The sequence below is a fragment of the Photobacterium sp. 2_MG-2023 genome (assembly GCF_030547675.1).
In the GTDB taxonomy this organism is placed as follows: domain Bacteria; phylum Pseudomonadota; class Gammaproteobacteria; order Enterobacterales; family Vibrionaceae; genus Photobacterium; species Photobacterium arenosum.
In genome coordinates this window covers 35288-59596 of the sequence record NZ_JAUOQQ010000028.1, presented here as the reverse complement: position 1 = coordinate 59596, position 24309 = coordinate 35288, and the positions used below count along the sequence as shown (strand labels likewise).

Annotated in this window: 24 protein-coding genes and 1 other RNA gene; 14 read left to right on the top strand and 11 right to left on the bottom strand. The window is 50.4% G+C overall.

Annotation, left to right across the window (positions count from 1 at the left end):
* Nucleotides 1-308 precede the first annotated feature (308 nt).
* Nucleotides 309-1463 (bottom strand): methionine adenosyltransferase, encoded by a 1155-nt coding sequence (gene metK, locus Q4491_RS18705; protein ID WP_192015754.1) that lies wholly within the window; start codon nt 1461-1463, stop codon nt 309-311.
* A gap of 642 nt (nt 1464-2105) precedes the next feature.
* Here metK and epd point away from each other — a divergent pair.
* The 4 genes from epd to mscS all read left to right on the top strand — a co-directional run bounded on the left by epd (nt 2106) and on the right by mscS (nt 6750).
* Nucleotides 2106-3179 (top strand): erythrose-4-phosphate dehydrogenase, encoded by a 1074-nt coding sequence (epd, locus tag Q4491_RS18700; protein ID WP_303459812.1) that lies wholly within the window; start codon nt 2106-2108, stop codon nt 3177-3179.
* A 44-nt stretch (nt 3180-3223) separates the two neighbouring features.
* Complete coding sequence (locus tag Q4491_RS18695) at nt 3224-4387, top strand: phosphoglycerate kinase (RefSeq protein ID WP_192015753.1); 1164 nt, start codon at nt 3224-3226, stop codon at nt 4385-4387.
* Nucleotides 4388-4525: 138 nt separating this feature from the next.
* Entirely contained in the window at nt 4526-5602 is a 1077-nt protein-coding gene (gene fbaA, locus Q4491_RS18690) for a class II fructose-bisphosphate aldolase (RefSeq protein WP_027253596.1), read from the top strand.
* Between the two features lie 263 nt (nt 5603-5865).
* Complete coding sequence (gene mscS / locus Q4491_RS18685; RefSeq protein WP_303459801.1) at nt 5866-6750, top strand: small-conductance mechanosensitive channel MscS; 885 nt, start codon at nt 5866-5868, stop codon at nt 6748-6750.
* Between the two features lie 71 nt (nt 6751-6821).
* Here mscS and Q4491_RS18680 read toward each other — a convergent pair whose 3' ends face one another.
* Nucleotides 6822-7454: a LysE/ArgO family amino acid transporter gene (locus tag Q4491_RS18680; RefSeq protein ID WP_303459798.1), complete on the bottom strand. Its 633-nt coding sequence runs from the start codon at nt 7452-7454 to the stop codon at nt 6822-6824.
* Between the two features lie 129 nt (nt 7455-7583).
* Here Q4491_RS18680 and Q4491_RS18675 point away from each other — a divergent pair, with 129 nt between their 5' ends.
* Nucleotides 7584-8480, top strand: a complete 897-nt coding sequence (locus Q4491_RS18675; RefSeq protein WP_303459794.1) for a LysR family transcriptional regulator ArgP — start codon at nt 7584-7586, stop codon at nt 8478-8480.
* A 153-nt stretch (nt 8481-8633) separates the two neighbouring features.
* A complete protein-coding gene (locus Q4491_RS18670; RefSeq protein ID WP_218384258.1) occupies nt 8634-9329 on the top strand; it encodes an oxidative stress defense protein in 696 nt (231 codons plus the stop codon).
* 67 nt (nt 9330-9396) lie between these two features.
* On the opposite strand, the gene serA is transcribed toward Q4491_RS18670, so the two are convergent.
* The 5 genes from serA to Q4491_RS18645 all read right to left on the bottom strand — a co-directional run bounded on the left by serA (nt 9397) and on the right by Q4491_RS18645 (nt 12840).
* Nucleotides 9397-10626: a phosphoglycerate dehydrogenase gene (gene serA / locus Q4491_RS18665; RefSeq protein WP_192015748.1), complete on the bottom strand. Its 1230-nt coding sequence runs from the start codon at nt 10624-10626 to the stop codon at nt 9397-9399.
* A gap of 252 nt (nt 10627-10878) precedes the next feature.
* Nucleotides 10879-11538, bottom strand: coding sequence for a ribose-5-phosphate isomerase RpiA (gene rpiA / locus Q4491_RS18660; RefSeq protein WP_192015747.1), 660 nt, complete (start codon nt 11536-11538; stop codon nt 10879-10881).
* 117 nt (nt 11539-11655) lie between these two features.
* Nucleotides 11656-12279, bottom strand: coding sequence for a 5-formyltetrahydrofolate cyclo-ligase (locus Q4491_RS18655; protein ID WP_192015746.1), 624 nt, complete (start codon nt 12277-12279; stop codon nt 11656-11658).
* 69 nt (nt 12280-12348) lie between these two features.
* Nucleotides 12349-12530, bottom strand: a non-coding RNA gene (ssrS, locus tag Q4491_RS18650) — 6S RNA.
* A 7-nt stretch (nt 12531-12537) separates the two neighbouring features.
* Nucleotides 12538-12840, bottom strand: coding sequence for a cell division protein ZapA (locus Q4491_RS18645; protein ID WP_192015745.1), 303 nt, complete (start codon nt 12838-12840; stop codon nt 12538-12540).
* Nucleotides 12841-13131: 291 nt separating this feature from the next.
* Between Q4491_RS18645 and Q4491_RS18640 the strand changes: the two genes are divergently transcribed.
* The 5 genes from Q4491_RS18640 (at nt 13132) to gcvH (Q4491_RS18620) (ending at nt 17399) form a co-directional block, all read left to right on the top strand.
* A complete protein-coding gene (locus Q4491_RS18640; RefSeq protein ID WP_192015744.1) occupies nt 13132-13707 on the top strand; it encodes a UPF0149 family protein in 576 nt (191 codons plus the stop codon).
* Between the two features lie 26 nt (nt 13708-13733).
* Nucleotides 13734-14921, top strand: a complete 1188-nt coding sequence (gene ubiH / locus Q4491_RS18635) for a 2-octaprenyl-6-methoxyphenyl hydroxylase (protein ID WP_303459786.1) — start codon at nt 13734-13736, stop codon at nt 14919-14921.
* Between the two features lie 2 nt (nt 14922-14923).
* Nucleotides 14924-16135, top strand: a complete 1212-nt coding sequence (locus tag Q4491_RS18630; protein WP_303459784.1) for an FAD-dependent 2-octaprenylphenol hydroxylase — start codon at nt 14924-14926, stop codon at nt 16133-16135.
* A 202-nt stretch (nt 16136-16337) separates the two neighbouring features.
* Nucleotides 16338-16721: a glycine cleavage system protein GcvH gene (gcvH, locus tag Q4491_RS18625; RefSeq protein WP_311568064.1), complete on the top strand. Its 384-nt coding sequence runs from the start codon at nt 16338-16340 to the stop codon at nt 16719-16721.
* Nucleotides 16722-17012: 291 nt separating this feature from the next.
* On the top strand, nt 17013-17399 hold the full coding sequence (gene gcvH / locus Q4491_RS18620; protein ID WP_330872759.1) for a glycine cleavage system protein GcvH: 387 nt from the start codon (nt 17013-17015) through the stop codon (nt 17397-17399).
* Between the two features lie 52 nt (nt 17400-17451).
* Here gcvH (Q4491_RS18620) and Q4491_RS18615 read toward each other — a convergent pair whose 3' ends face one another.
* From Q4491_RS18615 to ygfZ, 3 genes are all read right to left on the bottom strand, one after another.
* The gene (locus Q4491_RS18615; protein ID WP_027253583.1) at nt 17452-17655 is read right to left on the bottom strand and encodes a DUF1107 domain-containing protein; all 204 of its coding nucleotides are present in this window, start codon (nt 17653-17655) and stop codon (nt 17452-17454) included.
* A 463-nt stretch (nt 17656-18118) separates the two neighbouring features.
* Nucleotides 18119-18583, bottom strand: a complete 465-nt coding sequence (locus Q4491_RS18610; protein ID WP_303459775.1) for an aminoacyl-tRNA deacylase — start codon at nt 18581-18583, stop codon at nt 18119-18121.
* Complete coding sequence (gene ygfZ / locus Q4491_RS18605; protein ID WP_303459772.1) at nt 18583-19566, bottom strand: tRNA-modifying protein YgfZ; 984 nt, start codon at nt 19564-19566, stop codon at nt 18583-18585. Before ygfZ ends, Q4491_RS18610 begins: the two co-directional genes overlap by 1 nt.
* Before the next feature lie 243 nt (nt 19567-19809).
* Here ygfZ and Q4491_RS18600 point away from each other — a divergent pair, with 243 nt between their 5' ends.
* From Q4491_RS18600 to Q4491_RS18590, 3 genes are all read left to right on the top strand, one after another.
* Entirely contained in the window at nt 19810-20070 is a 261-nt protein-coding gene (locus tag Q4491_RS18600) for a succinate dehydrogenase assembly factor 2 (protein WP_120513499.1), read from the top strand.
* Entirely contained in the window at nt 20042-20452 is a 411-nt protein-coding gene (locus tag Q4491_RS18595; protein WP_192015737.1) for a protein YgfX, read from the top strand. The genes Q4491_RS18600 and Q4491_RS18595 overlap by 29 nt, the downstream gene beginning before the upstream one ends.
* A 214-nt stretch (nt 20453-20666) precedes the next feature.
* Nucleotides 20667-22493, top strand: coding sequence for a methyl-accepting chemotaxis protein (locus tag Q4491_RS18590; RefSeq protein WP_192015736.1), 1827 nt, complete (start codon nt 20667-20669; stop codon nt 22491-22493).
* Nucleotides 22494-22556: 63 nt separating this feature from the next.
* Here Q4491_RS18590 and nadB read toward each other — a convergent pair whose 3' ends face one another.
* Nucleotides 22557-24176: an L-aspartate oxidase gene (gene nadB, locus Q4491_RS18585; protein ID WP_192015735.1), complete on the bottom strand. Its 1620-nt coding sequence runs from the start codon at nt 24174-24176 to the stop codon at nt 22557-22559.
* Nucleotides 24177-24309: the final 133 nt, after the last annotated feature.

Sequence of the window (24309 nt, the reverse complement as noted above, 5' to 3'; positions counted from 1 at the left end):
GCGTTTTGTACAGCAGTGACAGTTTTTAGAACATAGGTGTTCAAAACCTTCGGAAGCTGTACAGGTACAGATGATCAGCTTTTCGAGCGATTGGATCATGGGAAGTAAATAACACTAAAATATGTTTATTTTTATATTGTTATCTGTTTTTACGAGAGAGGTGAGCAGCTTGGTCTGCTTTTAGATCATAGGTGGTCAAAAGCTGAAAGAGCTGTACAGGGGAGCGGGGCGGTGAGAAAGAAAAGCAATGAAAAAGGAAGCCGAAGCTTCCTTTTTCACGAGTAAGAATCACAGCCTTGCTGATTCGATTACTTGATGTTGGCGTAATCGCGCAGCAGCTCTGCTTTGTCGGTTTTTTCCCAAGGGAATTCTTCGCGACCAAAGTGACCGTATGCCGCTGTTTTCTTGTAGATAGGCTGCAGCAGATCCAGCATTTCGATCAGGCCGTATGGGCGCAGGTCGAAGTGGTGACGAACGGCTTCAACGATCAGGTCGTGAGAGACCTTCTCTGTACCAAAAGTTTCCACCATGATGGATGTTGGATCGGCAATACCGATAGCGTACGACAGCTGGATTTCACAACGGTCTGCCAGGCCAGCTGCGACTATGTTCTTTGCCACATAACGGGCGGCATAGGCCGCACTGCGATCCACTTTTGATGGATCTTTACCAGAGAAGGCACCACCGCCGTGACGTGCTGCACCGCCGTAGGTATCGACGATAATTTTACGGCCAGTCAGACCACAGTCGCCCATTGGACCACCGATCACAAAGCGGCCGGTTGGGTTGATGAAGTACTTGGTGTCTTTGTTCAGCCACTCTGCCGGCAGAACCGGTTTGATGATTTCTTCCATCACAGCTTCTTGCAGCACAGGAAGTTCAATGCTGTCACAGTGCTGAGTCGACAGAACAATGGCATCGATACCCACGATTTTGCCCTGGTCATAAGCAAAGGTGACCTGGCTTTTGGCATCCGGGCGCAGCCATGGCAGCGTACCGTTTTTACGGACTTTAGCCTGACGCTCAACCAGACGGTGAGCATAAGTGACAGGGGCCGGCATCAGCACTTCAGTTTCGTTGGTGGCGTAACCGAACATAATCCCCTGATCGCCTGCACCCAGATCTTTCGGGTCGCTGCGGTCAACACCCTGGTTAATATCAGGAGACTGCTTACCAATTGCGCTCAGTACGGCACAAGAGTTGGCATCAAAGCCCATGTCTGAATGGACGTAACCAATTTCACGCACCGTCTGACGGGTCAGCTCTTCGATATCCACCCAAGCTGTGGTAGTGATTTCACCACCGACCATGACCATGCCGGTTTTTACGTAAGTCTCACACGCAACACGTGCTTTCGGGTCTTGTTCTAAGATCGCATCCAGGACTGCATCTGAGATCTGGTCTGCAATTTTATCTGGATGGCCTTCCGATACCGACTCAGAAGTAAACAGGTGTTTCGCCATGAGTATTCTCACTATTAGAAAAACTTTAAAGGTGATTGGAGGTGTGATTTTCAGCAGTCTGAGTGATTAATCATCAGTCTGTATGTATAGAGCTACCTCCGTCTAGATGGCTATAATAACTTGTATGGGATCAAAATCAACAACTAGATATGTGTGGAAATAAGATAATATTCAGCCAAACGATTATCTTCATCATGTGGTTTGTAATCTTACTAGTTAATAATATTGGTTTTGACTAAAAAATCAGATTATTTACCTTCTTTGTGAGTTGACAGCCCCTTCTTCTCTTTGCGAAATGCGTTCTGGCCTCTTGATGGATCGGCGCGTATTGCGATCAAAACCACGATTGCCTGATTGAACGTCGGTGATTTACTGCTCGGACCAATTGTTATTGATAGGTTGCAGAAAAATTATTTCGAACAATGAAAAAAATACGCCAGATGGGAGCTTTATTTATTCCGATAAAGCACTATTTATATATCTGTTATAAGGAAGGATGTAGTTACAGCGGGCGTATTTACTGGCATTGCGCTACGCTCGCAGACAATCGTTCTGGGGAGTGAGGCGGGTCACAATTAGGATGAATCTCGTTAACGCTTGGTATACACTAGAGCGGCTTTTCACTTACGTAGCACGGATATGATATTACGAGTCGCAATTAATGGATTTGGCCGTATCGGCCGCAGTGTACTGCGGGCCTTGTATGAAAGCGGCAAACACCACCAGATAAAAGTCGTGGCAGTGAATGAACTGGCTCAGCCTGAAGCTATGGCACATCTGCTTCAGTATGATTCTAGTCATGGTCGCTTTGGTCGCAAGGTCAGCCATGATCAGGAACATCTGTTCATTGCCGATGGTCAGAGTGAAGACGCGATTCGTATTCTTCATCTCAATGATATCCAGTTGCTCCCGTGGCGGGATCTGGAAGTGGATATCGTTCTGGACTGTACCGGGGTGTACGGCTCAAGAGCCGATGGTGAAGCCCATATTCAGGCCGGTGCCAAGAAAGTCCTGTTTTCCCATCCTGCAGCTAACGACATAGATAACACCATCATCTTCGGTGTTAACCAAGACAGCCTGTCACCTCAAGATCGCATTGTTTCCAACGGTTCCTGTACCACCAACTGCATTGTTCCTGTGATTAAAGTGCTTGATGAAGCTTTCGGCATTGAATCCGGCACTATCACAACGATTCATTCAGCCATGAATGACCAGCAGGTGATCGATGCCTACCATACTGACCTGCGCCGGACACGCGCCGCGAGCCAGTCGATCATTCCGGTAGACACAAAATTACACTTAGGTATAGGCCGTATTTTCCCTAAATTTGCGGATAAATTTGAGGCGATTTCAGTCAGGGTTCCTACAATTAACGTCACCGCGATGGATCTGAGCGTTACGGTGAAGACTAATGTCTCGGTTAATGATGTAAATCAAGCCCTGGCCGAGGCTGCCAGGTGTACATTGACGGATATTGTCGATTACACCACAGCGCCACTTGTTTCTGTTGACTTCAATCATGATCCCCACAGCGCCATTGTTGATGGCACCCAGACGCGTGTCAGCAATCAGCACCTGCTGAAATTGCTGATTTGGTGCGACAACGAATGGGGATTTGCAAACCGAATGCTGGATACAGCACTGGTGATGCATCAGGTCAGTGGTCAGCTGATAGACGTTTCTGAATTTCCCAGCCAGGCAAAATCGCAGGGCTGAACATATTTATCATTTACACAGTAAGACTATTGAGAGGACAAACCATGTCTGTAATCAAGATGACTGAGCTGGATCTGGCCGGTAAACGCGTGCTGATCCGTGCCGATCTGAACGTGCCAGTAAAAGCAGGTAAAGTAACTTCTGATGCACGTATCCTGGCATCTCTGCCTACGATCAAGCAATGCCTGGCAGCAGGCGCAAAGGTAATGGTTACCTCTCACCTGGGTCGCCCGACCGAAGGTGAATACGCTGACGAGTTCTCTCTGCAGCCTGTAGTGAACTATCTGCAAGACGCGCTCGACTGTGATGTGACGCTGGCGAAAGATTACCTGAATGGTCTGGATCTGAATGCAGGCGAGCTGGTAGTACTGGAAAACGTTCGCTTTAACGTGGGCGAGAAGAAGAATGACGAAGCACTGTCCAAGCAATACGCGGCACTGTGTGACGTGTTTGTGATGGATGCATTCGGTACGGCGCACCGTGCCCAGGCATCTACTCACGGTGTGGGCATGTTTGCCCCTGTGGCTTGTGCAGGCCCGCTGCTGGCTGCGGAACTGGACGCTCTGGGTAAGGCGCTGGGTAATCCGGCTCGTCCTATGGTGGCGATTGTTGGCGGATCTAAAGTGTCGACCAAACTGACCGTGCTGGAGTCACTGGCGAAGATTGCCGATCAGGTTGTGGTGGGTGGCGGTATCGCAAACACCTTTATTGCGGCTGAAGGCCATGGCGTCGGTAAATCTCTGTACGAAGCCGAACTGCTTGACACAGCGAAAGCGCTGATGGAGCAAACCAATGTGCCGGTTGCGACTGACGTAGTCTGCGCCAAAGAATTCTCTGACACGGCTGAAGCCACCATTAAGTCTGCTTCTGATATTGCAGAAGACGACATGGTGCTGGATATCGGTCCGGATTCTGCTGCTGAGCTGGCTCGCATTATCAAAGAAGCCAAAACTATTTTGTGGAACGGCCCGGTCGGCGTGTTCGAGATTGAGCAATTTGGTAAAGGTACTGAAGTCGTAGCGCAAGCGATTGCCGATTCTGAAGGTTTCTCTATTGCCGGTGGCGGCGATACGCTGGCAGCCATTGATAAGTACGGTATCAAAGATAAAGTGTCTTACATCTCAACCGGTGGCGGTGCGTTCCTGGAGTTTGTAGAAGGCAAAAAACTGCCGGCAGTTGCTATGCTGGAAGAACGAGCGAAAGCCTGATAACAGCGGCGCTGGGCTTGCTCGGCGCCTGGAATATGCTGTGTGTGGTGTGAACATTAACCGTTTGGCCGCACACGTTAGCAATGAGTTTATCTTTAAACCCAGACAACAAAGCTAAAAGCTAATAGGACTATTGTTATGTCTAAGATCTTCGACTTCGTAAAACCTGGTGTGATTTCTGGCGACGACGTACAGAAAGTATTTGCAGTAGCAAAAGAAAACCAATTTGCTCTGCCAGCGGTTAACGTGGTTAACACGGACTCTATCAACGCAGTGCTTGAAGCTGCCGCGAAAGTGAAAGCCCCTGTTGTTGTTCAGTTCTCAAACGGCGGTGCAGGTTTCTTTGCCGGTAAAGGCCTGAAGCTGGAAGGTCAGAACGGCCCGATCCTGGGTGCGATTGCGGGTGCAAAATATGTTCACGCCGTGGCTGAAACTTACGGTGTGCCAGTGATCCTGCACACTGACCATGCGGCGAAAAAACTGCTGCCATGGATCGATGGTCTGCTGGATGCTGGTGAAAAGCACTTTGCGGAAACAGGCAAGCCTCTGTTTTCTTCGCACATGATTGACCTGTCTGAAGAATCGCTGGAAGAAAACATCGAAATCTGTGCCAAGTACCTTGAGCGCATGAGCAAGATGAACATGACGCTGGAAATTGAACTGGGTTGTACCGGTGGTGAAGAAGACGGTGTAGATAACTCTCACCTGGACCAATCTTCTCTGTACACTCAGCCAGAAGATGTTGCGTACGCTTATGAGAAACTGAATGCTATCAGCCCACGTTTCACTATCGCAGCGTCATTTGGTAACGTACACGGTGTTTATAAGCCAGGAAACGTGGTTCTTACGCCAACCATCCTGCGTGATTCTCAAGCGTATTGTTCTGAGAAGTTCGGTATTGAGTCTAATGCGCTGAACTTTGTATTCCACGGTGGTTCAGGTTCTTCTCTGGAAGAAATCCGCGAATCTATCGGCTACGGTGTGATCAAAATGAACATCGATACTGATACTCAGTGGGCAACCTGGAACGGTATCCGTGAGTACTACCTGGAAAACGAAGCTTACCTGCAGGGCCAGATCGGTAACCCAACCGGTGAAGATGCGCCTAACAAGAAATACTATGATCCACGCGTATGGCTGCGTAAAGGTCAGGATTCTATGGTTAAGCGCCTGGAACAAGCTTTCTCTGATCTGAATGCAGTAGACGTGCTGTAATTTGTCACTCTGAACAGATTAGATTGTAAAAAGCCCGCTTTGCGGGCTTTTTTATTTGGTTTAATAGCAAGAGCTGAATAAAGTTACCTTAAGCCGCATAAAAAAGTCTTGCTTGTGATCGCTATGACAGCAATGATTGCGCATGTCGTATCATACTTATCTGAGTTCAGATAAGTGGTTATTGTTAGGGTAATTTCGTTCTGTTTGTTATGTATCACGGGACTTGAGCATTACCGCATCATCCCCAATGTAGAGAGAGCGCTATGACTGAGAGTGTAACGGATAAAGTGGTTGATACCATTGCCAATAATGAGCTGGCTGATGGTGTAAAACAAGCGGGTAACTGGGTTGTCGATAATCAGGAGCTGTTAATCCAGTATGGCGTTAACCTGATTTCTGCCTTATTAATTCTGTTTATTGGTAATCTGGTATCGAAAGGGGTGGCGAGCGGCTTCGGCAAAATGCTGCGCCGCAAGCAAATGGATGAAGCGGTTGTCAAATTCCTGCAGTCAATGGTCCGCTACCTGTTGTTTGTGATAGTGCTGATTGCGGCATTAAGCCGAGTGGGTGTGCAAACAGCCTCTGTGGTCGCTGTCATCGGTGCCGCCGGCCTGGCTATCGGCCTGGCCTTGCAGGGCTCACTGTCCAACTTCGCTGCCGGTGTGCTGATTGTTGCCTTCCGTCCTTTTAAATCAGGCGATTATGTTGAAGTGGCCGGGGTGGCCGGTTCTGTCGAATCTATTCAGGTTTTTCAGACCGTACTGAATACCCCGGACAATAAAATGGTGGTTGTCCCTAATGCGGCTGTGATTGGTGGAGCTATCACCAACTACTCCAGGCATGAAACCCGTCGTATTGATTATGTCATCGGGGTTTCGTACAAATCGGATCTGAAGAAAACCAAAGAAGTGCTCAAGCGCGTTTTGGATGCAGAGCCTCGCTTACTGAAAACGCCTGCGCCAACTATTGGTGTAGTGGCTCTGGCTGACTCTTCGGTGAATTTTGTAGTTCGTCCCTGGGTGAAAACCGCCGATTACTGGGCCATCTATTTTGATTTGCTTCAGGCGATCAAAGAAGAGCTGGATAAAGAAGGTATTGAGATTCCCTTTCCGCAAATGGATGTGTACCTCAACAAAGTTGAAGAATAATGTTCAGCTAAATTGCAACAACAATGGAGCCGTTTGGCTCCATTGTTGTTTTTGGCACGTATCTGCTGATGTTAGAAAATATACTGTGTCAGCAGGCCTTGAGCCAGATGGGCCGCAATAATGAACATCATGGCGGCAACGGCAATATCGATGCCACGTTTGACTTTGGGCCGGGACAAGGTTGGCGCCATCTTCGCTGCGGCAATCGACAAGGTATAGAACCAAACGAATGATGCCAATATCGTACCTATGGCAAAAGCAATGCGGTCTTGGCCCTCAAACTGCCCGCCAATCGAACCCAGAATAACAACGGTATCCAGGTACAGGTGCGGATTGAGTACAGTAACAGCCAGCGCGCCAGCAACTACGGCCCGTCTGCCGCGAGCCAGTGTTTGTCTTTGTACTTCTTCTTCAGAGGCCTGACTAAAGGCACTTTTCAGAGACAGGCTACCGTAAAACAGCAGAAAAGCGATCCCACCCAAGGTCACAGCCAGCAGCACGCTTTCGTTGCTGGAAAGCAGCGCGCCGCCACCAAATACGCCCAGACTGATGAACAACACATCAAGCAGGCAGCATACAGTGGCAGTGGTTAAATGATGATTACGTTTAATGCCTTGATTGAGTACATACGCATTTTGAGCGCCAATCGGAATAATCATGCTGGCGCCAAGGCCAAAGCCTTGCAGTAACGGCCATAGACTCATGAGTGATATTGTCCTTATTCTGTGGTGAAAGTGACGGCTACATCTGGCTAAAGCTTAAATCACTCGCTATGATTTAGTAAATCTAATAATTTTTATGATTTATTAGACTTCCTAATATTGAGGGTGGGCATGGAAGGACTGGATTATCGCTGGGTACAGGCGTTGGACGCAGTCGTGTCGCAGCGAGGATTTGAACGGGCGGCAGAAATGCTATGCATCACTCAGTCTGCGGTTTCGCAGCGGATAAAGCAGCTGGAAAAACACATGGCTCAGCCATTGCTGGTGCGTGAGCAGCCACCAAGGCCCACACCGGCAGGACAAAAATTGCTGGGTCTGTACCGCCGTGTTCGCCTGCTGGAGCAGGAGTTACTGCCGGATATCCGCCCTGGTGAGCAAAGCCAGCCATTACAAATGTCCATCGCTACAAATGCTGACAGTCTGGCCACCTGGTTGCTGCCGGCGCTCAGCCCGCTGCTCAAACAGCGTCACATCGAAATTAACCTGATGCTGGAAGATGAAAGCAGAACCCTCGACAGGTTGCGCAGCGGGGAAGTGGTCGGGGCTATCAGCATGGAGGCCACGGCAATGCCTGGCTGTGTGTCTGATTACCTTGGCCGGATGGATTATTTGTGTGTCGCCAGCCCGGACTTTCAGACGAAGTATTTTGCCGATGGAGTCACCCGCGAGGCACTGATGCGCGCCCCTGCTGTGGCATTTGACCAGTATGACGATATGCATGAAGTCTTCATTCAGCAGCATTTTAATCTGCCTCGTGGCAGCGTGCTGACCCACAGGGTGCGCTCCTCAGAGGCTTTCGTCAAACTGGCGCTACAGGGAGCGGCATACTGCCTGATCCCTAAAATTCAGATAGAGTCAGAACTGGCAAGCGGCGAGTTGGTCAACCTGACCCCGGGTATCATGCTGACACGCAGAATTTACTGGCATCACTGGGCGCTGGAAAGTGGTGTCTTTAGTGAAGTGACAGCTCAGTTGCTTGATCATGCCAGAAACCGTCTGCCCCAGTGAGGGGAGTCAGCGTATTCTGGAATTGATAAATGTCATTTTAATAAAATGATGTGCAAAATTTTTTGCGATCCAGGGATAATTTTTCTCTGTCCGGTGTCAAAAACAGCATAAGGCCAATGAGCTGAAACCTAACGTTATGATTTGGATGGTGTTATGAAAAAAACCTTACTTGCTGTTTGTTTGAGTGGAGCGACTCTGATCAGTCCGTTGGCAATGGCAGAAGACAGTTTTCCCCGTCTGGAAACCATTGGTGTGGGTGAAATAACTGCTCAACCGGACATGGCTGTGTTTACAGTGGCGGTTGAAGAAAATCGTAAAACTGCTCAGGAAGCGAAACAGGCCGCGGATAAAGCCGTCACGGCCTTTATGGAGCGCTTGCAAAAAAGCGGCGTAAAACGTGCGGATATTGAAAGCGCCAATATTTATCTGCATCCGCAGTATCACAGCAGCAACGATGCGCCACCTGAACTGGTGGGTTATCAGGCTTCACGTCAGGTGACTGTGACTGTTCGTGATTTAGAACAACTCAATACCTACCTGGACAGTGCGCTGGGGGATGGAATCAACCGGATTCAGAACATAGAGCTGAAAGTCAGCGATGCCGATAAGTACATGGAGCAAGCTCGCCAGGCCGCCATCAAAGATGCGCAAAGTAAGGCCAAGTCACTGGCACAAGGTTTTGATACCGACATCGATGGCGTGTGGAATATCCGCTATTTCGATCCTATGCCGCGTCCGGTGATGGGGCGGATGAAAATGGATGCGGCGATGGAAACTCAGGCCACCTATCAGGATGCCGAAATTACTTTCCGTGACAGAGTGGAAGTGGTTTTCCGCCTGGAAAAATAACGCTATGCGTCAGACAGAAAGAAGCTCACCCCAGGGTGAGCTTCTTGGTTTAAGGGGCGTGCCAGAATTAATGCAGAATACGGGCACGGACTGTGCCGTCAATGGCCTTCAGCTTATTCAGTGCTTCTTCAGATCGCTCGGTCTCAACGTCAATCACCACATAACCCAGCTCAGGGCTGGTTTGCAGATACTGAGCGGCAATGTTGATACCTTCAGCGGCGAAAATTGTGGTGATCTGATTCAGAATGCCCGGGCGGTTTTCGTGAATGTGCAGCAGGCGCGAACAGCCACGGTGCTCAGGTAATGACACCTCAGGGAAGCCAACGGCCGACACAGTTGAACCGTTGTCTGAGTATTTCACTATTTTGCCCGCCACTTCGATACCGATGTTTTGCTGAGCTTCCTGAGTCGAACCACCGATGTGTGGAGTCAGAATCACGTTATCAAAGCGCGTCAGCGGTGACTCGAACTGATCTTTATTGGTTTTAGGCTCGACCGGGAAGACATCAATCGCAGCACCTGCCAGATGTTTGCTTTCCAGTGCACTGCACAGTGCATCTATGTCGACGACTGTGCCGCGCGCGGCATTGATAAAGATGGAACCCGGCTTCATGCGCGCGAATTCTTCGGCACCCATCAGGTTCTGAGTATCCAGCGTTTCAGGAACGTGCAGACTGATAACATCGGATTTATTGAGCAGCTCACTCAGGGAATCAACCTGGGTTGCGTTGCCTAAGGTCAGTTTGTTTTCGATGTCATAGAAATACACATCCATACCCAGGTTTTCAGCCAGAATACTGAGCTGAGTCCCTATGTGACCATAGCCTATGATACCCAGTTTCTTACCACGGGCTTCATAGGAGGAGTCAGCCGTTTTTTGCCATTCACCCCGGTGGGCTTTGGCATTTTTTTCCGGGATACCACGCAGCAGCAGCAATATTTCACCCAGTACCAGCTCAGCCACACTGCGGGTATTGGAGAAGGGGGCGTTAAATACAGGAATACCACGGCGGTTGGCTTCAGCAAGATCAACCTGATTGGTACCAATGCAGAAACAGCCTACAGCAATCAGCTTCTTGGCCGCGTCAAAGACTTCTTCAGTCAGCTGGGTACGGGAACGAATACCTACAAAGTGGGCATCTTTGATTGCGTCGAGCAGTTCATTCCCCGCCAGCGAGCCTTTGTGATACTCGATATTCTCGTAGCCGGCTTGTTTGAGCACTTCAAGTGCAGAGGGGTGAACGCCTTCCAGCAGCAGAATTTTAATCTTGTCTTTATCCAGCGAAACTTTTGCCATGGTCCTTTTCCTTAAAAACAACAGGTATTCCATACAGCGGGCAGGATAACGTGTTCATGCAACAGCACATTGTGATGTCACACGGTGACAGGCGTACATCCTGTGTTGCCGTCTGGTGAGCTTAAACGATTGCGTTCACATTAAAGTATCAAAAATTTCGGTGAAGTGGCGAGAATATTACGAAATGGATAATAAAAAACGGCATATATTATGCCGTTTAGTCATCAAGCCTTATGAATAGCGCTGATACTGTTATTTAGTGACAGTTTTCACGCCGTCTGGAGAGCCTACCAGCAGGACATCCGCACCGCGCCGGGCAAAAAGACCGACAGTGACCACGCCTGGCAGCGCATTAATCTTATTTTCCAGATCTTTTGCATCGGTGATTTGCAGATTGTGCACATCTAAGATGATATTGCCGTTATCAGTGATGACACCTTCACGGTATACAGGATCGCCGCCCAGCTTGACTAACTCACGGCCTATGTAGGAGCGTGCCATCGGAATAACTTCAACCGGCAGCGGGAAGGCACCCAGCACATCGACTTCTTTGGTGTTGTCGACAATACAGATGAATTTTTTTGCAATGGCCGCAACAATCTTCTCGCGTGTCAGTGCTGCACCGCCACCTTTGATCATGTCAAAGTCAGGGTTGATTTCGTCTGCACCATCCACGTAGATATCCAGCGCAGACACTTCATTGGCATCAAATACCGGAATATCTAACTCTTCCAGTCGCTGTGTTGACGCAACAGAGCTGGACACAGCACCTTTGATTTCTTCTTTGCGGGTTGCCAGCGCATCGATGAAGTGATTGACGGTAGAGCCGGTACCAACGCCTACAATGCTGTCTTTGGTCACGTAGTCCAGGGCTGCCCAGCCAGCCGCTTTTTTCATTTCATCCTGTGTCATGCTTTTTCCTCGTGATGGCCTATGGATTGCGGAGCGCTGATTATAGCCGACCATTGATACTCTGGCAGGTTAAAATCATGATGAAGATCCCTGTTTAGGCAACTGACAGCTGGATGTTTACCAGTGGTGGTGTGCCGAGGGGGTGATAATAGCTGGCAGTGGTACATCCCAGGCTTCTGCCGGCAGATGCCGGACCTGCTGGCAGTCGTGGGCCAGTCCGAGGGGACGAGGGCCTGCGCTGTTATGGTGCCACTGGCTTAATGTGCGGTCATAGTACCCGCCTCCCATGCCTAACCGTTGTCCCTGTTCATCAAAGGCGACAAGAGGGGTACAGATCAGATCCAATTCGTGAACGGGTTTAACAAGACGAACATCCAGCACAGGCTCGGCAATGCCATAGCGGTTACAATGCATTTTCGTCTCAGGCCGGTAATGCAGAAATAACAAGTGGCCTTTGCTGAAGGGATGTAACACGGGCAGATAAACGTTTTTGTTCTGGTGCCACAGCCATTCGATTAGCGGTTCGGTATCTAACTCACCGTCATTGTTGAGGTATAAAGCCACATGTTGCGACTGGCGAACCTCGCTGAGCTGACAAAAGCGGCTCAGCACAGCCTTACTGGCCTGTTCCTGCTGGTGTGGGGTCAGTGCCTGGCGTTTAAGGCGCACCTGCTGACGAAGCTGTTGGCGTGTGGTTTGGGTTGTTTGGCCGGTAAAGCCTTGTGGGTGAGATGCATCCATAACATTCTATGCCTGTCGTCGCCTGCTCAAAGAGAGAACTGCTGGCTGTGAGCAGAATAGAAAAAGAGGGGGTGCCCCAAGGTGCCGTTGCGAATTGTAGCCCTTGAACCAGACGTTCAAGGTGGATCGGCAACATTAACCGTAGGCTTCTCAGTCGTGCTGAGCATGCTCAATAGCTAATAAAAGCAAATCCTGGTTTTTTGCTTATCGGCTCGGGGACGTCGATTCGCTGACGCACACCCCAGGGTCAATCCATTATCAACGTTGCGGTTGATTTTGCAATGCCTCAGTCAGAGTTTCTGTAATTTGACCGATGCGCTCGGACAAAGAATCGGCATTGTTGTTAAATTCTTTTCGTTCGTTATGCAGTTCACTGCAGATGTTCAGCCCGGTAAACATCAGTAACTGCTCCGGGTTGGAGATTTTGGTTCGCTGCGACAGTTCATTCAGGCGACTGTCAAAATCCGCCGCGGCTGCACGTAACGCTGTTTCCTGGCCAACGGGGCAATTTACCTTAATGGTCCGGCCTAAAATTTCAATTTCAACTGCCTGCGAGCTCATAGCTGTTTTGTATCCGTGTCAGTCACTGTGAATTCGTGAAGCGAAGATCGGCCGCTAATATAGAAAAAGCCTATTTAACTTGCAAGCATGCGACCTGACTGCATGAGCGACCTGCAAGCGAGATGACAAATCTTCATCAGTTCGGTGTTATTTTTGCCGTTGAGCCGATGAATGCCAGTAAAAATATCGACTCAATCAATCGCCTTTTTCTTTAGGTTAGCCTGAATCCAGCCTAAGTGGTAGCATATCACAAACCCATCTGACACCAATCTTATTAAGGTGAAAAAGCCCATGAGCGAAGTAAAATTGCCGGCTTATGAAGCGGTGGAAACCGCGCTGAAAAGTCAGTCTCTGGCGGTTACGCCCTCAGAATTACACGGATTACTGACGGGTATGCTGTGCGGCGGTTTACCCGCTGTCGGCGAGCATTGGATTGGTCCGATCTCGGATTACGCCAACAATGGCGAATCTCTGGACGGTGACGCCAGAACGCTGACACAAAATCTGGTGGACATTACTTCTAAGGAATTGGCTGGTACGGGGTTTGACGCGTCTTTGTTGCTGCCAGATGATGATGTGGATTTGATGGTGCGGGCTGAAGCTTTGAGTGAATGGGTTAACTGTTTCTTGTCCGGATTGGGTCTGATGGGACTGAATCAAGAAAAATTGCCAGCTTCAGTGCAGGAAGCCTTGGGCGATCTGCAGGATATCGCGCAGCTGGGGATCGACGATGAGGATGATCTGGAAGAGCAGGCGACGTTGTTTGAGCAGGTCATAGAGCATGTCCGAATGTGCACGCTGACCTGTTATTTCGAGCTGGTGTCACGACATCAGTCGGGTCAGGGCGATGCGCCTACGCTGCACTGACAGGGCAGGTTTGAGGTAAAACAGACGTGAAGCAGTATGATGTTGTCATTGCAGGGGGAGCCATGACGGGTGCCAGCCTGGCCCTTGCATTGGATACCCTGAGTAAGGGTAATTTGCGCATTGCCGTTGTTGAAGCGGTTTCTCCTGAACAGGCAGGCCATCCCGGCTATGATGCCCGCAGTATTGCTATGTCTTTAGGCTCCGTCCGCTTGATGGAGCAACTCGGCCTCTGGTCATTTCTGGCGGGCGAAGCCACGGCTATCTCTCGTATTCATGTGTCTGATCGCGGCCATCCCGGCTTAGCCCGTATGTCAGCCAGTGAGTATGGGATCAGTGCGCTGGGCTATGTCATTGAACTGGCGCAGGCGGGCTCTGTATTCCTTGAGCAGTTGTCGAAAAGGGCGGCGATTGATCTGTTTTGCCCGGCCAGAATCCATACGCTGCATCGCGAACAGGATGTGGTCAGCCTGCAGCTCTCTAACGGTGAATCTTTGCAGGCCAGCTTACTGGTGGCGGCCGATGGCGGGGTGTCCGGCTGCTGCGCGCAACTGGGCATAGGTCATCAGAGCCTGGACTTTGAACAGGTCGCTGTGATTGCCAATATCTCTACCGCTTTATCTCATCAGGGCGAAGCCTTTGAACGATTCACGCCTTACGGCCCCCTGGCTTTGTTGCCGATGAGTCAGGGACGAAGCTCGCTGGTATGGTGCATATCGCCGGAACAGCAGCAGGAAGTGATGGGATGGGACGACGAAACGTTTCTGGCGCAGTTACAGTCCAGCTTTGGCTGGCGTATGGGCAAGATGGTAAAAACCGGCCAGCGATTTGTGTATCCGCTGAGTCTGCGACAGGCTGAGCGACGGGTTTCTCACCGTTTTGCTGTGGTCGGCAATGCTGCTCAGACACTGCATCCGATAGCCGGGCAGGGGTTCAATCTGGGCTTGCGTGATGTCGTGACCCTGGCTGAGGAAGTGGTGGCTGGCTATCAGGCCGGTGAAGACCCGGGATCAACGGCGATACTGAGCCGCTTTCGGCAACGTCGCGAGCCAGACCAGGCCGCAACGGTGGCGATGACCACATGCCTGGTGAAACTGTTTGCAAATGAGCACTGGCCTTTGGTCGCCGGGCGCAATGCCGGCCTGATGGCGATGAGTGTAATGGATACAATTAAAGCGCCGCTGATGAAGCGGGCGATGGGACAGGTAGACAGATAATCATGATGCAAAGTGTGGATATAGCTATTATCGGTGGCGGTATGGTGGGGTTAACTCTGGCTGCAGCCCTGGCCGATACTGATCTTCGTATTGCCGTCATTGAAGGCCAGTTGCCTGACCCTGAACTGGCCCCGTTACCGGATGTCCGTGTCTCTGCATTGAGCCGTGCCAGTGAGCGGATTTTGCAGCGGGTCGGAGCCTGGCCAGGCATGGCTGAGCGTAGAGTCAGCCCTTATCAGCAGATGGATGTCTGGGAGCAGGACAGCTTTGCGCATATCAGTTTTGATGCTGCCTCTCTGGCGCAGCCTGATCTTGGCCATATCGTCGAGAATCGCGTGATTCAGCTGGCACTGCTGGACAAAGTGAAAACTCAGCCTAATGTGACCATGATTGCCCCGGTGCGCTGCCAGCAGCTGGCTTTTGGTGAGCGCGAAGCCTGGCTGACGCTGGACAACGGTCAGAGCCTGACGGCCAAGCTGGTAGTGGGGGCGGATGGCGCCAATTCATGGGTGCGCAGACAGATGGATATCCCGCTGACTCACTGGGATTATGGTCATCACGCCATTGTTGCCAACATTCGTTGTTCTGAGTCCCACACGCGCACCGCCAGACAAATTTTTACCCCTGATGGCCCACTGGCATTTCTGCCCTTGTCAGAACCGGATCTGTGTTCGATTGTGTGGTCTGTCTCGCCGCAGAAGGCGGAAGACTTGATGGACCTGGATGCCGACAGCTTCAGCAATCAGTTGTCTGCGGCGTTTGATTGCCGGCTGGGATTGTGCCGTCTGGAAGGCGAACGTCAGGCTGTGCCTCTGAAAATGCGTTATGCCCGTGATTTTGTGCGTGAGCGTGTGGCGCTGATTGGTGATGCCGCGCATACGATTCATCCGCTGGCGGGGCAAGGGGTGAATCTGGGGTTGCTGGATGCTGCCAGCCTGGCGGAAACTCTGAGTCTGTTGTGGCGTCAGGACAAGGACATAGGGGCCCGCCAGCATCTGCGTTATTTTGAACGTTGGCGAAAAGCGGAAGCGGCGAAAATGATTGCGGCTATGCAAGCGTTCCGGGAGCTGTTTGATGGCAGTCATCCGGCGAAAAAGCTGATCCGTGATGTGGGGCTGTTGCTGGTCAACCATGCGCCTGGGGTTAAAGATCAGTTTATGCGCCGGGCCCTGGGGTTGAGCGGAGAGCTGCCTGCGTTAGCCAGAGTTGAGTAAGGTTCTTTTAACTGAATGCTAATTCTGAAAAGCCGTCTCGCGAGAGGCGGCTTTTTTTGTGAGTCCATTTACTTTCAATCTGTTTTTTTTCTCCTAAAGTAATAACAGTTAGGCAAGACGAAGCCTTTGTAAGGGAAGGTTAGACCTCTTTTTGTGAACATATCGGCGTCGCCGTTTTGGTAAGGATCTACTTATGGCCCATATTCCTTCTGAATTGAAATTCACTAATACTCATGAATGGGTACGTCCCGAAGGGGACGGAATCTATACTGTCGGCATCACAGATTACGCGCAGCAAATGCTGGGGGATATGGTGTTTGTTGATTTACCGGAAGTGGAAAGAGTCACTGAGGCTGGCGATGAGTTTGCGGTGGCGGAATCGGTTAAAGCGGCGTCAGATGTGTATGCACCTATATCCGGGGTTGTGGTGGCTATCAATGAAGACCTCGAATTGTCTCCCGAGCTGGTGAATAACGATCCGTACGGAGATGGCTGGCTGATTCAGATAAAAGCCGATGATGAAGGTGAGCTGGATGAATTGCTGGATGCCGAAGGGTATCAGGAGTTTACCTCTGAAGAAGACTGATATCAGCGAAACATAATAATCAGGCGATGTGTTCTGCCTGTGATGCTGGATAGTTGCCAACCATGCTGCGACAGCATCAGGTTTTTTAACTGAATGTAAATTATGAAGAGCCGTTTCGAAAGAGGCGGCTTTTTTGTTGGCTCAATGACTTTCAATCTGATTTTTTTATCCTAAAGTAATCTTAGGAAGGGCTGAGTGCCCTTGAGGTAATACTAACCAAGTTGCGCTTTTGTTTTGGTATATCACCAAACGGGCACTTTAGACTTTAATAAGGATAACGTTATGATTCATATTCCACCTGAATTGAAGTATACCGAATCACACGAATGGGTACGTGCTGAAGGTAATGGTGTTTATACCATCGGAATCACGGATCACGCACAGCAATTGTTAGGGGAGATGGTGTACGTTGAATTACCGGAAATTGACAACGCATTTGAAGCGGGCGAGGAGTTTGGGTCTGCAGAATCAGTCAAAGCGGTATCAGAGGTATATGTACCAGTATCCGGGGTCGTGGTGGCAATCAATGAAGAGCTGGAGGGGGCTCCTTATTTGTTGAATGACTCTCCATACGGAGATGGCTGGCTGATTAAGATAAAGGCCAATGATGAATCTGCTCTGGATGATTTGCTTGATGCGAAAGCTTATGCGGAGTTAGCGCGTGAAGAAGAGGATTAGCGCTCAAGCAGGAATCATCTATTAGGCCGGTAGTTAACCGGCCTTGATTGTATTAAGCCGCTTCTTTGAGCCGACGGATCTCCATATTCACTTCTTTCACGGTTTTGAAATGACGTTGTTCTGCTTTCACGGGCAGTTTGAGCAGCCCATTGTCAAATTCATACCCGCCACGACCGTCAATGTATAAGCGGCCACTGAATAGCCTGCTGACGTGTTTGGCTACCAGTTTCGGTAAATATTGTTTAAACATGCGCATAATGATGAGCAACCTTGCCTTATTTCTATTGTTGTTGTGTTTATTTCGCGGCCATTATAGAGAATTGACTATGAAATATTTGTGATACTCTCAGCATAATGTTTATGTAAAATGATGGCTTGGTGTAATTAATTTTTACAGATTTATCATTGTGCAGAGTATTATTCTGAATTGATGTGTGAATACTCAATTAAAACTGGCGGATTCCGGTATGGGTCAATTCCGCTACATTTCTTTTTTTTCTTATTTTTATCAGTTACTTATAGTTATCTGGTTGGGTTTAGCCAGTTGTCTGTCACGGTATTTGCTGCAGGAATGCATTGGTGTTTTTTTGTACAGGTGGGTGAGGTGAAGACAATAAAAAAGTGTTTTCTGCTAACCTGTGCCACTGCTCTGATCTGTGCGTTAAATTGCGAAAAGGGTGAATGATTACGCAAAAAATGGGAGGGAGGCCCGTTTTTGGCTAGCGACAGATATCGCCATACACGGGGGCGCACAACTGAACAAGATCTTGCATCGCCAGCTCAATCCCTGCCATGCGATCACCACTGCTGATATTCACTGTCTGATAGTGAGAGAGTGACAGGTCAAAAACCACAGGCAGCGGCTGTCTGAGCCCGATAGGGGCCACAGTGCCGATAGTCAGACCTGTGACTTCTTCAACATCTTGGGCGTCGGCGCACGTCATCCTGCGGCAGCCAAATAATGTGCGGACTTTTTTAGGATCAACCTGCCTGGTGCCGGGCACACACGCCAGAACGTGTAACCCGCCCATATCCCGCAGAAGTATCGACTTGACCATCTGATGTGGCTCTACGCCTCGCTCTTCGGCTGCTTCTTGTATGGTGCGGGCGGGCTTGTTATGAGGGAGCAGCAGGAAGTTAACCCCTTCCTGCTGCAGATAACGCGTGATGGGAGTATCCAGCATTACGCCTCTTCATCCAGCGAATACGGCAGTGGCAGCTGTTGCCACTGGTTTTCAGGTTCGGCAGCCAGACGAAAAGCTGTGTCTGGCTCCAGATCATTGGGCAGTACGACCAATGCCAGAGACTGATGATCACTGAATTGATAGCCAGCAATGATTGTGCCGCCTTTGCGCCAGTTGTCACCGACACTGCGCTCCAGCACATCGCCGGCTTTCGGGCAGTTTTCGGCCTGGCCAGAGACTATGTACATGGCCCGTTTGTTGATGCCGCGCCATTTGGCCCTGGCGACCGTTTCCTGACCGGTATAGCAGCCTTTTTTGAAGTTGATGCCGTTAAGTGCCTGCAAGTTCATGGATTGTGGAATGAATTCCAGCCCGGTTTCGGTGTCAATACGGGGCAGGGCCTGGCGAATATCGTACAGATCCCAGAGTGAGTCGTCTGACAATACGGCCTTGGCGGCGATTTTCTCTGCGATCTCACCGGCTGCGGTGCTATCAACCGCCAGGAGCCAGCGCTGCGCATCAATTTTTACCGCGGTACCCTTGTCGAATGCCCGTACCTCTCCTTCACCACCCAGCACATTGTCTATGGTGGCTTGTGCCTGCTCACCTGTCAGGCCCAGCAAGACGTCAGTACTGGCTTCTATAGTGGTTTTTGAAAAGATGGCGTACTTTTTCAGTTCCGGCAATTGGGTGTCCATGACGCTTTTACGCTGCAGCCAGCCCAGACCGTCCCTGTGATGAAAGAGGCGAAAGATGGTGCGCATCTTACCTTTGGCGTCACAGTGCGCGCCAAGCGTGGACTGCCCGGCATTCAGAGACACGACATCGCAGGTGACTTGTCCCTGTAAGTAGGAAATGCTGTCCTGACCAACCAGAGTCACCAGTCCCCATTGGGTGAGATTTACCAGGGCAAGTGATGGCAGAGGAGCGTCAGCGGAAAGTGAAAGTGTGTCGAATTGCAAAGTATCTGACCAGGTGCTCATAGTCGAATCCGTCGTTGATAAGGAAAGCTGGCTTCAGCTTTCAGAAAAGCTTCGAATAAGCGCTATGTTATCGCTCTGGCTGAGCTTTGTCAGCCTGCATGCAAAAGTACCTGAGTTTTTGTGTCGGGTATTATCACGACCAGCTCTCATTTTGTTGTGCTATATGTGGCTGCAGATAGTCGGCAGGAAAACTGGCTGGTAGTATTGCCGCAGAATGAATACCACCAGGAGTTGAGGTTGGATATGATAGGTGCAGACGATAAAGCACGAATTAGATGGGCCTGCCGTCGTGGCATGCTGGAGCTGGACGTCATTATCATGCCGTTCTTTGAAGAGTGCTTTGATGATTTAAACCCGCAGGATCGCCAGGATTTTGTGTCTTTACTGACATGCGATGACCCGGACCTGTTCAACTGGCTGATGGAGCACGGACGCAGCACTAACCCTGCGCATGCTGCAATGGTGGACAAGATTGTTGCCCACAACAAGAGCAAGCTTCGCTAACCTGACGCTTTACCCTTCTTCTATCCTGCTTGCCGCTTTAACCGGAGCATATCTGGCAGTGGCAAGCCTGTTGTCTTTTCTGATGTTTGCTGATGTTCTGCCCGTGCCATTATGGTGGCTGTTTTGTGAATGGCTGTGGGGCGAGTATCTTTGCGCCAGAATCCAGCTCGCCTCCCTTCATGGCACGCTGATTTTATTTGATGACCGACAAATTGAGTGGCAGCGCTGCCGCTGGCAATTGTTTCATACCCGTGTGCTGACCTCCCGATTACTGATTATTGAGCTGAAACGCGCCCACCAGCATTACTGGCTTGCCGTCAGCCGTGATGCCTGTTCTGACAAAGATTTCCGTCTGCTGAGCCTTTTCTGTCGTATCTGCTGACGCCAAGGGTTGAGTCTGCTGCCTTTATCACCGGCTTCTGGAAGCAGTGTCATTCTTGTCCTGCCCGTTATCACAATATTGCGATCTTAAAGCAGAGCAGAGTAAAGTTCTGCTTTATTGTTGATGTAATTGATTGCTTGGGAATTTATAATGTCTTCTTGGCTATTAAGTGTATAAAACACCAATATTTTATACCTATAAGGAATTTTGTGTAATGAAAGTTAGGCATAAGCTGCTAGGGCTGGCAGGGTTAAGTGTCACAGCGATTTTTTTATTGTTTGGTGTAAATAGTTATACCAATCAAAAGCTTGTGAATATAGAAGTGGCTGGCAGTCAGCTTGACCAACTGGAAGTGACATTGCTTAACCTAAGGCGTAATGAAAAAGATTTTCTGGCACGTATGGATCTTAAGTACCTGCAGACCTTCAATGGCAATTACGATAAATTTCAGGCGCAATTAGCACGATTGCAGCAAGATGTGGCAGCCTTGTCGATTGATCTGCCGCAAGTGACAACTCTGCAAGGTAAGATGCACGACTATCATGCGGGTATGCAGGCAATGGTCTCAGGCTACCAGACTCTGGGACTGACACCCTCACAAGGGATTTATCAGTCATTGTATCAAAGCGGTGAGCAGCTGATGACATTGGCATCTGAAAGTACGCAGACATTGGATGTTTATCGCTTGATACTGACGGCAAAGTTATTTGCAGCGACTGATGACAAAGCTTTGCTGGCAGACTATCAGGCGTTTGTCACGCAATACGGTGATCAGCTGGATACGCAGTTAGGTCGGGATTACCGCGAGTTTAATCAGAGATTCAACCAGATGGTGGCGCAGAAAACCCGAGTAGGCCTGAGCCATAAAGATGGACTGAGAGGGCAGATTCGCGCCTTGTCTCATCAGGTTGAGGCCGAATTTGGCCAAATGCAGCAGCAGATAGACAAAGAAGCTGATCAGGTAAAGGTTTCAATCAGCCGCCTGGCCTGGCTTCTTATCGCTGTCATCATTGCAGGGCTGATCTTACTGTCATGGAAAATCAGCGCCTCTATTTTGGCCCCGGTTGAGCGTTTGAGCCACTTAATGAACCGTATTGCCGCCAGTCATGATCTCACCCTGAATGCCGATACTTCAGGTAAAGATGAGCTTGCCGCAATGGGGACGCACTTTAACTATCTGCTGAGCAATTTGCGCAAGCTGGTGGGGGATGTGCAGTCCGCCGTGTCTGAACTCGGTGCTGCTTCTTCTCAGCTTCAGCGCCGCAGTCAGGACGCAGAGCAGGCACTGGCGGCACAACTGCTGGACAGCGATTCTGTGGCGGCGGCCAGTACAGAAATGCAAGCGACCATCAGCGAAGTGGCTCATATTACCCATGAAGCCGCTTCACAGACCGGCCGCAGCCATGATGAAGCCACACAGGGGTTATCGGAAGTTGTCGAAACACGTTCACGGATTGATCAGCTGTCTGCAGGGCTGGCTCAGAGCAGCCAGGAAGTGTCCAGTCTTTCCGGTTTGTCAGACAGTATCGGCTCTGTGGTTGTAGTGATTAAAAACATTGCTGAGCAAACCAACCTGCTGGCATTGAATGCTGCCATCGAGGCCGCCCGGGCCGGTGAGCAAGGGCGGGGATTTGCGGTAGTGGCCGATGAGGTACGCTCTCTGGCCATGCGCACCCAACAGTCAACACAGGAAATCACCAGCATTATCAGTTCACTGCAGCAGCAGACGAAACAGGTGGTCAGCCATATTGAGCACTGCCGGGTGCAGGGGGATGACAGTGTGGCCCAGGCGCAAAGCGCGGAGGCTAAGATCCGAACCGTAATTGCTGATATGCAGCGGATATTGGATTCCAGCACCCAAATCGCCGCAGCGGTGGAGCAGCAGAGCCAGGTGTCTGAAGATATTGGTGCGCGGGTCGTGTCGATTCGCGATGTCACCAATAGCAATGTGGTGGTGGTGCAGGAAAATGCGCAGGCAGCCCACTCTGTTTCCGTGCAGGCCCACACCTTATCGCAGGCGATCAAAGCTTACAAAGTATGAGCTGACCGCTGAGAAGGAAGACATGAATGACGGGAGCCCGGGTGGCTCCCGTTGCTATTGTTTTTATTGCGGATTGCGCGGATCCAGTATGGTGGGTGACAGCGTCTCCAGCATATCCGGATAATCCAGAGTGTAATGCAGCCCCCGGCTTTCTTTTCGCTCCAGCGCACAGCGCACCATCAGCTCGGCGACCTGCAGCAGGTTCCGCAGCTCCAGCAGATTGTTGGACACCCTGAAGTTACTGTAATACTCATCAATTTCCTGCTTCAGCAATTGGATCCGGCGCATGGCCCGCTCAAGGCGTTTGGTGGTGCGCACTATGCCGACATAGTCCCACATGAACAGGCGCAATTCATGCCAGTTGTGCTGAATGACAACTTCCTCATCTGAATTGGAGACTTTACTTTCATCCCACAGCGGGATAGATGACGATAAGCTCACTTCATTGAGGTGCTGACTGATGTGTTCGGCCGCAGACCAGGCATAGACCACGCACTCCAGCAGCGAGTTCGACGCCATGCGGTTGGCACCGTGCAGGCCGGTATAGCTGACTTCGCCAATGGCATATAAGCCGTTCAGGTCTGTTTGTCCCTGCCGGTCGACCATGACTCCACCACAGGTGTAGTGGGCGGCCGGGACAACGGGAATGGCATCTTTGGTAATGTCGATACCGTAGCCGAGCAGTTTTTCGTAGATGGTCGGAAAATGCTTGGTCACAAAATCAGCGGGTTTATGGCTGATATCCAGATACATGCAGTCTGCACCCAGTCGCTTCATCTCATAGTCGATTGCGCGGGCAACGACGTCCCGCGGGGCCAGCTCGGCACGCTCGTCAAACTCTTGCATAAAGCGGGAGCCGTCCGGACGGCGCAGATATGCCCCTTCGCCGCGCAGGGCTTCGGTCAGCAGGAAATTACGCGCTTCTGGATGGAAAAGGCAGGTGGGATGAAACTGATTGAATTCCAGATTAGCGACACGGCAGCCTGCCCGCCAGGCCATAGCGATGCCATCACCGGATGAGACATCCGGGTTCGAGGTATACTGATACACCTTAGAAGCCCCGCCGGTGGCCAGCACTACGAATTTGGCCCGCACGGTTTCGACAGACTCACGCTGGCGGTTCCAGATGTAAGCACCGAGAACCCGGTTGGGCGCATCGGCCTCACCTATTTTATGACTGGTGATCAGATCCAGCGCATTATGGCGTTCCAGTACTTCAATATTCGGGTGGTTGTGAACATTGTCCTGCAGCGACATTTGCATGGCCATGCCAGTTGCATCTGCTGCGTGCAGAATCCGGCGGTGACTGTGACCGCCTTCGCGTGTCAGGTGGTAGCGAGGATGATCATCGGTGCTGTTGTCTTCCTGATCAAAGGGCACCCCGGCGTCTATCAGCCACTGCACGCAATCGCGGGCATTTTCAGCAATGAAGCGAACCACTTCTTCATCACAAAGATGGGCACCGGCAATCTGAGTATCTTCAACATGAGAGTCCACACTGTCTGTTTCATCAAAAACAGCAGCGATACCGCCCTGAGCATAGTAAGTCGCCCCTTCACTCCGCGGGCCTTTACTCAGGACGAGCACTTTACACATCGGAGCCAGACGCAAGGCCAGAGAGAGGCCTGCTGCGCCGCTACCGATGACCAGGACGTCACAACTGTGTTCTCGGTTCTCGTTCATATTGATCTCATATCCCTGTGGTAAGCTCGCCATATTACCAAAAAACCCTTTATGTGGGGCTTTTTTGATCTGTAAAGCTAGGTAAGGCAAATTGCCCCTGGCGGCGTACATCTGCCAGAATGAATGGCAGTTG

Coding starts and splice junctions, on each gene's coding strand:
- metK (WP_192015754.1), bottom strand. CDS start 1,463: ATGGCGAAACACCTGTTTACTTCTGAGTCGGTATCGGAAGGCCATCCA.
- Q4491_RS18695 (WP_192015753.1), top strand. CDS start 3,224: ATGTCTGTAATCAAGATGACTGAGCTGGATCTGGCCGGTAAACGCGTG.
- fbaA (WP_027253596.1), top strand. CDS start 4,526: ATGTCTAAGATCTTCGACTTCGTAAAACCTGGTGTGATTTCTGGCGAC.
- mscS (WP_303459801.1), top strand. CDS start 5,866: ATGACTGAGAGTGTAACGGATAAAGTGGTTGATACCATTGCCAATAAT.
- Q4491_RS18680 (WP_303459798.1), bottom strand. CDS start 7,454: ATGAGTCTATGGCCGTTACTGCAAGGCTTTGGCCTTGGCGCCAGCATG.
- Q4491_RS18675 (WP_303459794.1), top strand. CDS start 7,584: ATGGAAGGACTGGATTATCGCTGGGTACAGGCGTTGGACGCAGTCGTG.
- Q4491_RS18670 (WP_218384258.1), top strand. CDS start 8,634: ATGAAAAAAACCTTACTTGCTGTTTGTTTGAGTGGAGCGACTCTGATC.
- serA (WP_192015748.1), bottom strand. CDS start 10,626: ATGGCAAAAGTTTCGCTGGATAAAGACAAGATTAAAATTCTGCTGCTG.
- rpiA (WP_192015747.1), bottom strand. CDS start 11,538: ATGACACAGGATGAAATGAAAAAAGCGGCTGGCTGGGCAGCCCTGGAC.
- Q4491_RS18655 (WP_192015746.1), bottom strand. CDS start 12,279: ATGGATGCATCTCACCCACAAGGCTTTACCGGCCAAACAACCCAAACC.
- Q4491_RS18645 (WP_192015745.1), bottom strand. CDS start 12,840: ATGAGCTCGCAGGCAGTTGAAATTGAAATTTTAGGCCGGACCATTAAG.
- Q4491_RS18640 (WP_192015744.1), top strand. CDS start 13,132: ATGAGCGAAGTAAAATTGCCGGCTTATGAAGCGGTGGAAACCGCGCTG.
- Q4491_RS18630 (WP_303459784.1), top strand. CDS start 14,924: ATGATGCAAAGTGTGGATATAGCTATTATCGGTGGCGGTATGGTGGGG.
- Q4491_RS18615 (WP_027253583.1), bottom strand. CDS start 17,655: ATGCGCATGTTTAAACAATATTTACCGAAACTGGTAGCCAAACACGTC.
- Q4491_RS18610 (WP_303459775.1), bottom strand. CDS start 18,583: ATGCTGGATACTCCCATCACGCGTTATCTGCAGCAGGAAGGGGTTAAC.
- ygfZ (WP_303459772.1), bottom strand. CDS start 19,566: ATGAGCACCTGGTCAGATACTTTGCAATTCGACACACTTTCACTTTCC.
- Q4491_RS18600 (WP_120513499.1), top strand. CDS start 19,810: ATGATAGGTGCAGACGATAAAGCACGAATTAGATGGGCCTGCCGTCGT.
- Q4491_RS18590 (WP_192015736.1), top strand. CDS start 20,667: ATGAAAGTTAGGCATAAGCTGCTAGGGCTGGCAGGGTTAAGTGTCACA.
- nadB (WP_192015735.1), bottom strand. CDS start 24,176: ATGAACGAGAACCGAGAACACAGTTGTGACGTCCTGGTCATCGGTAGC.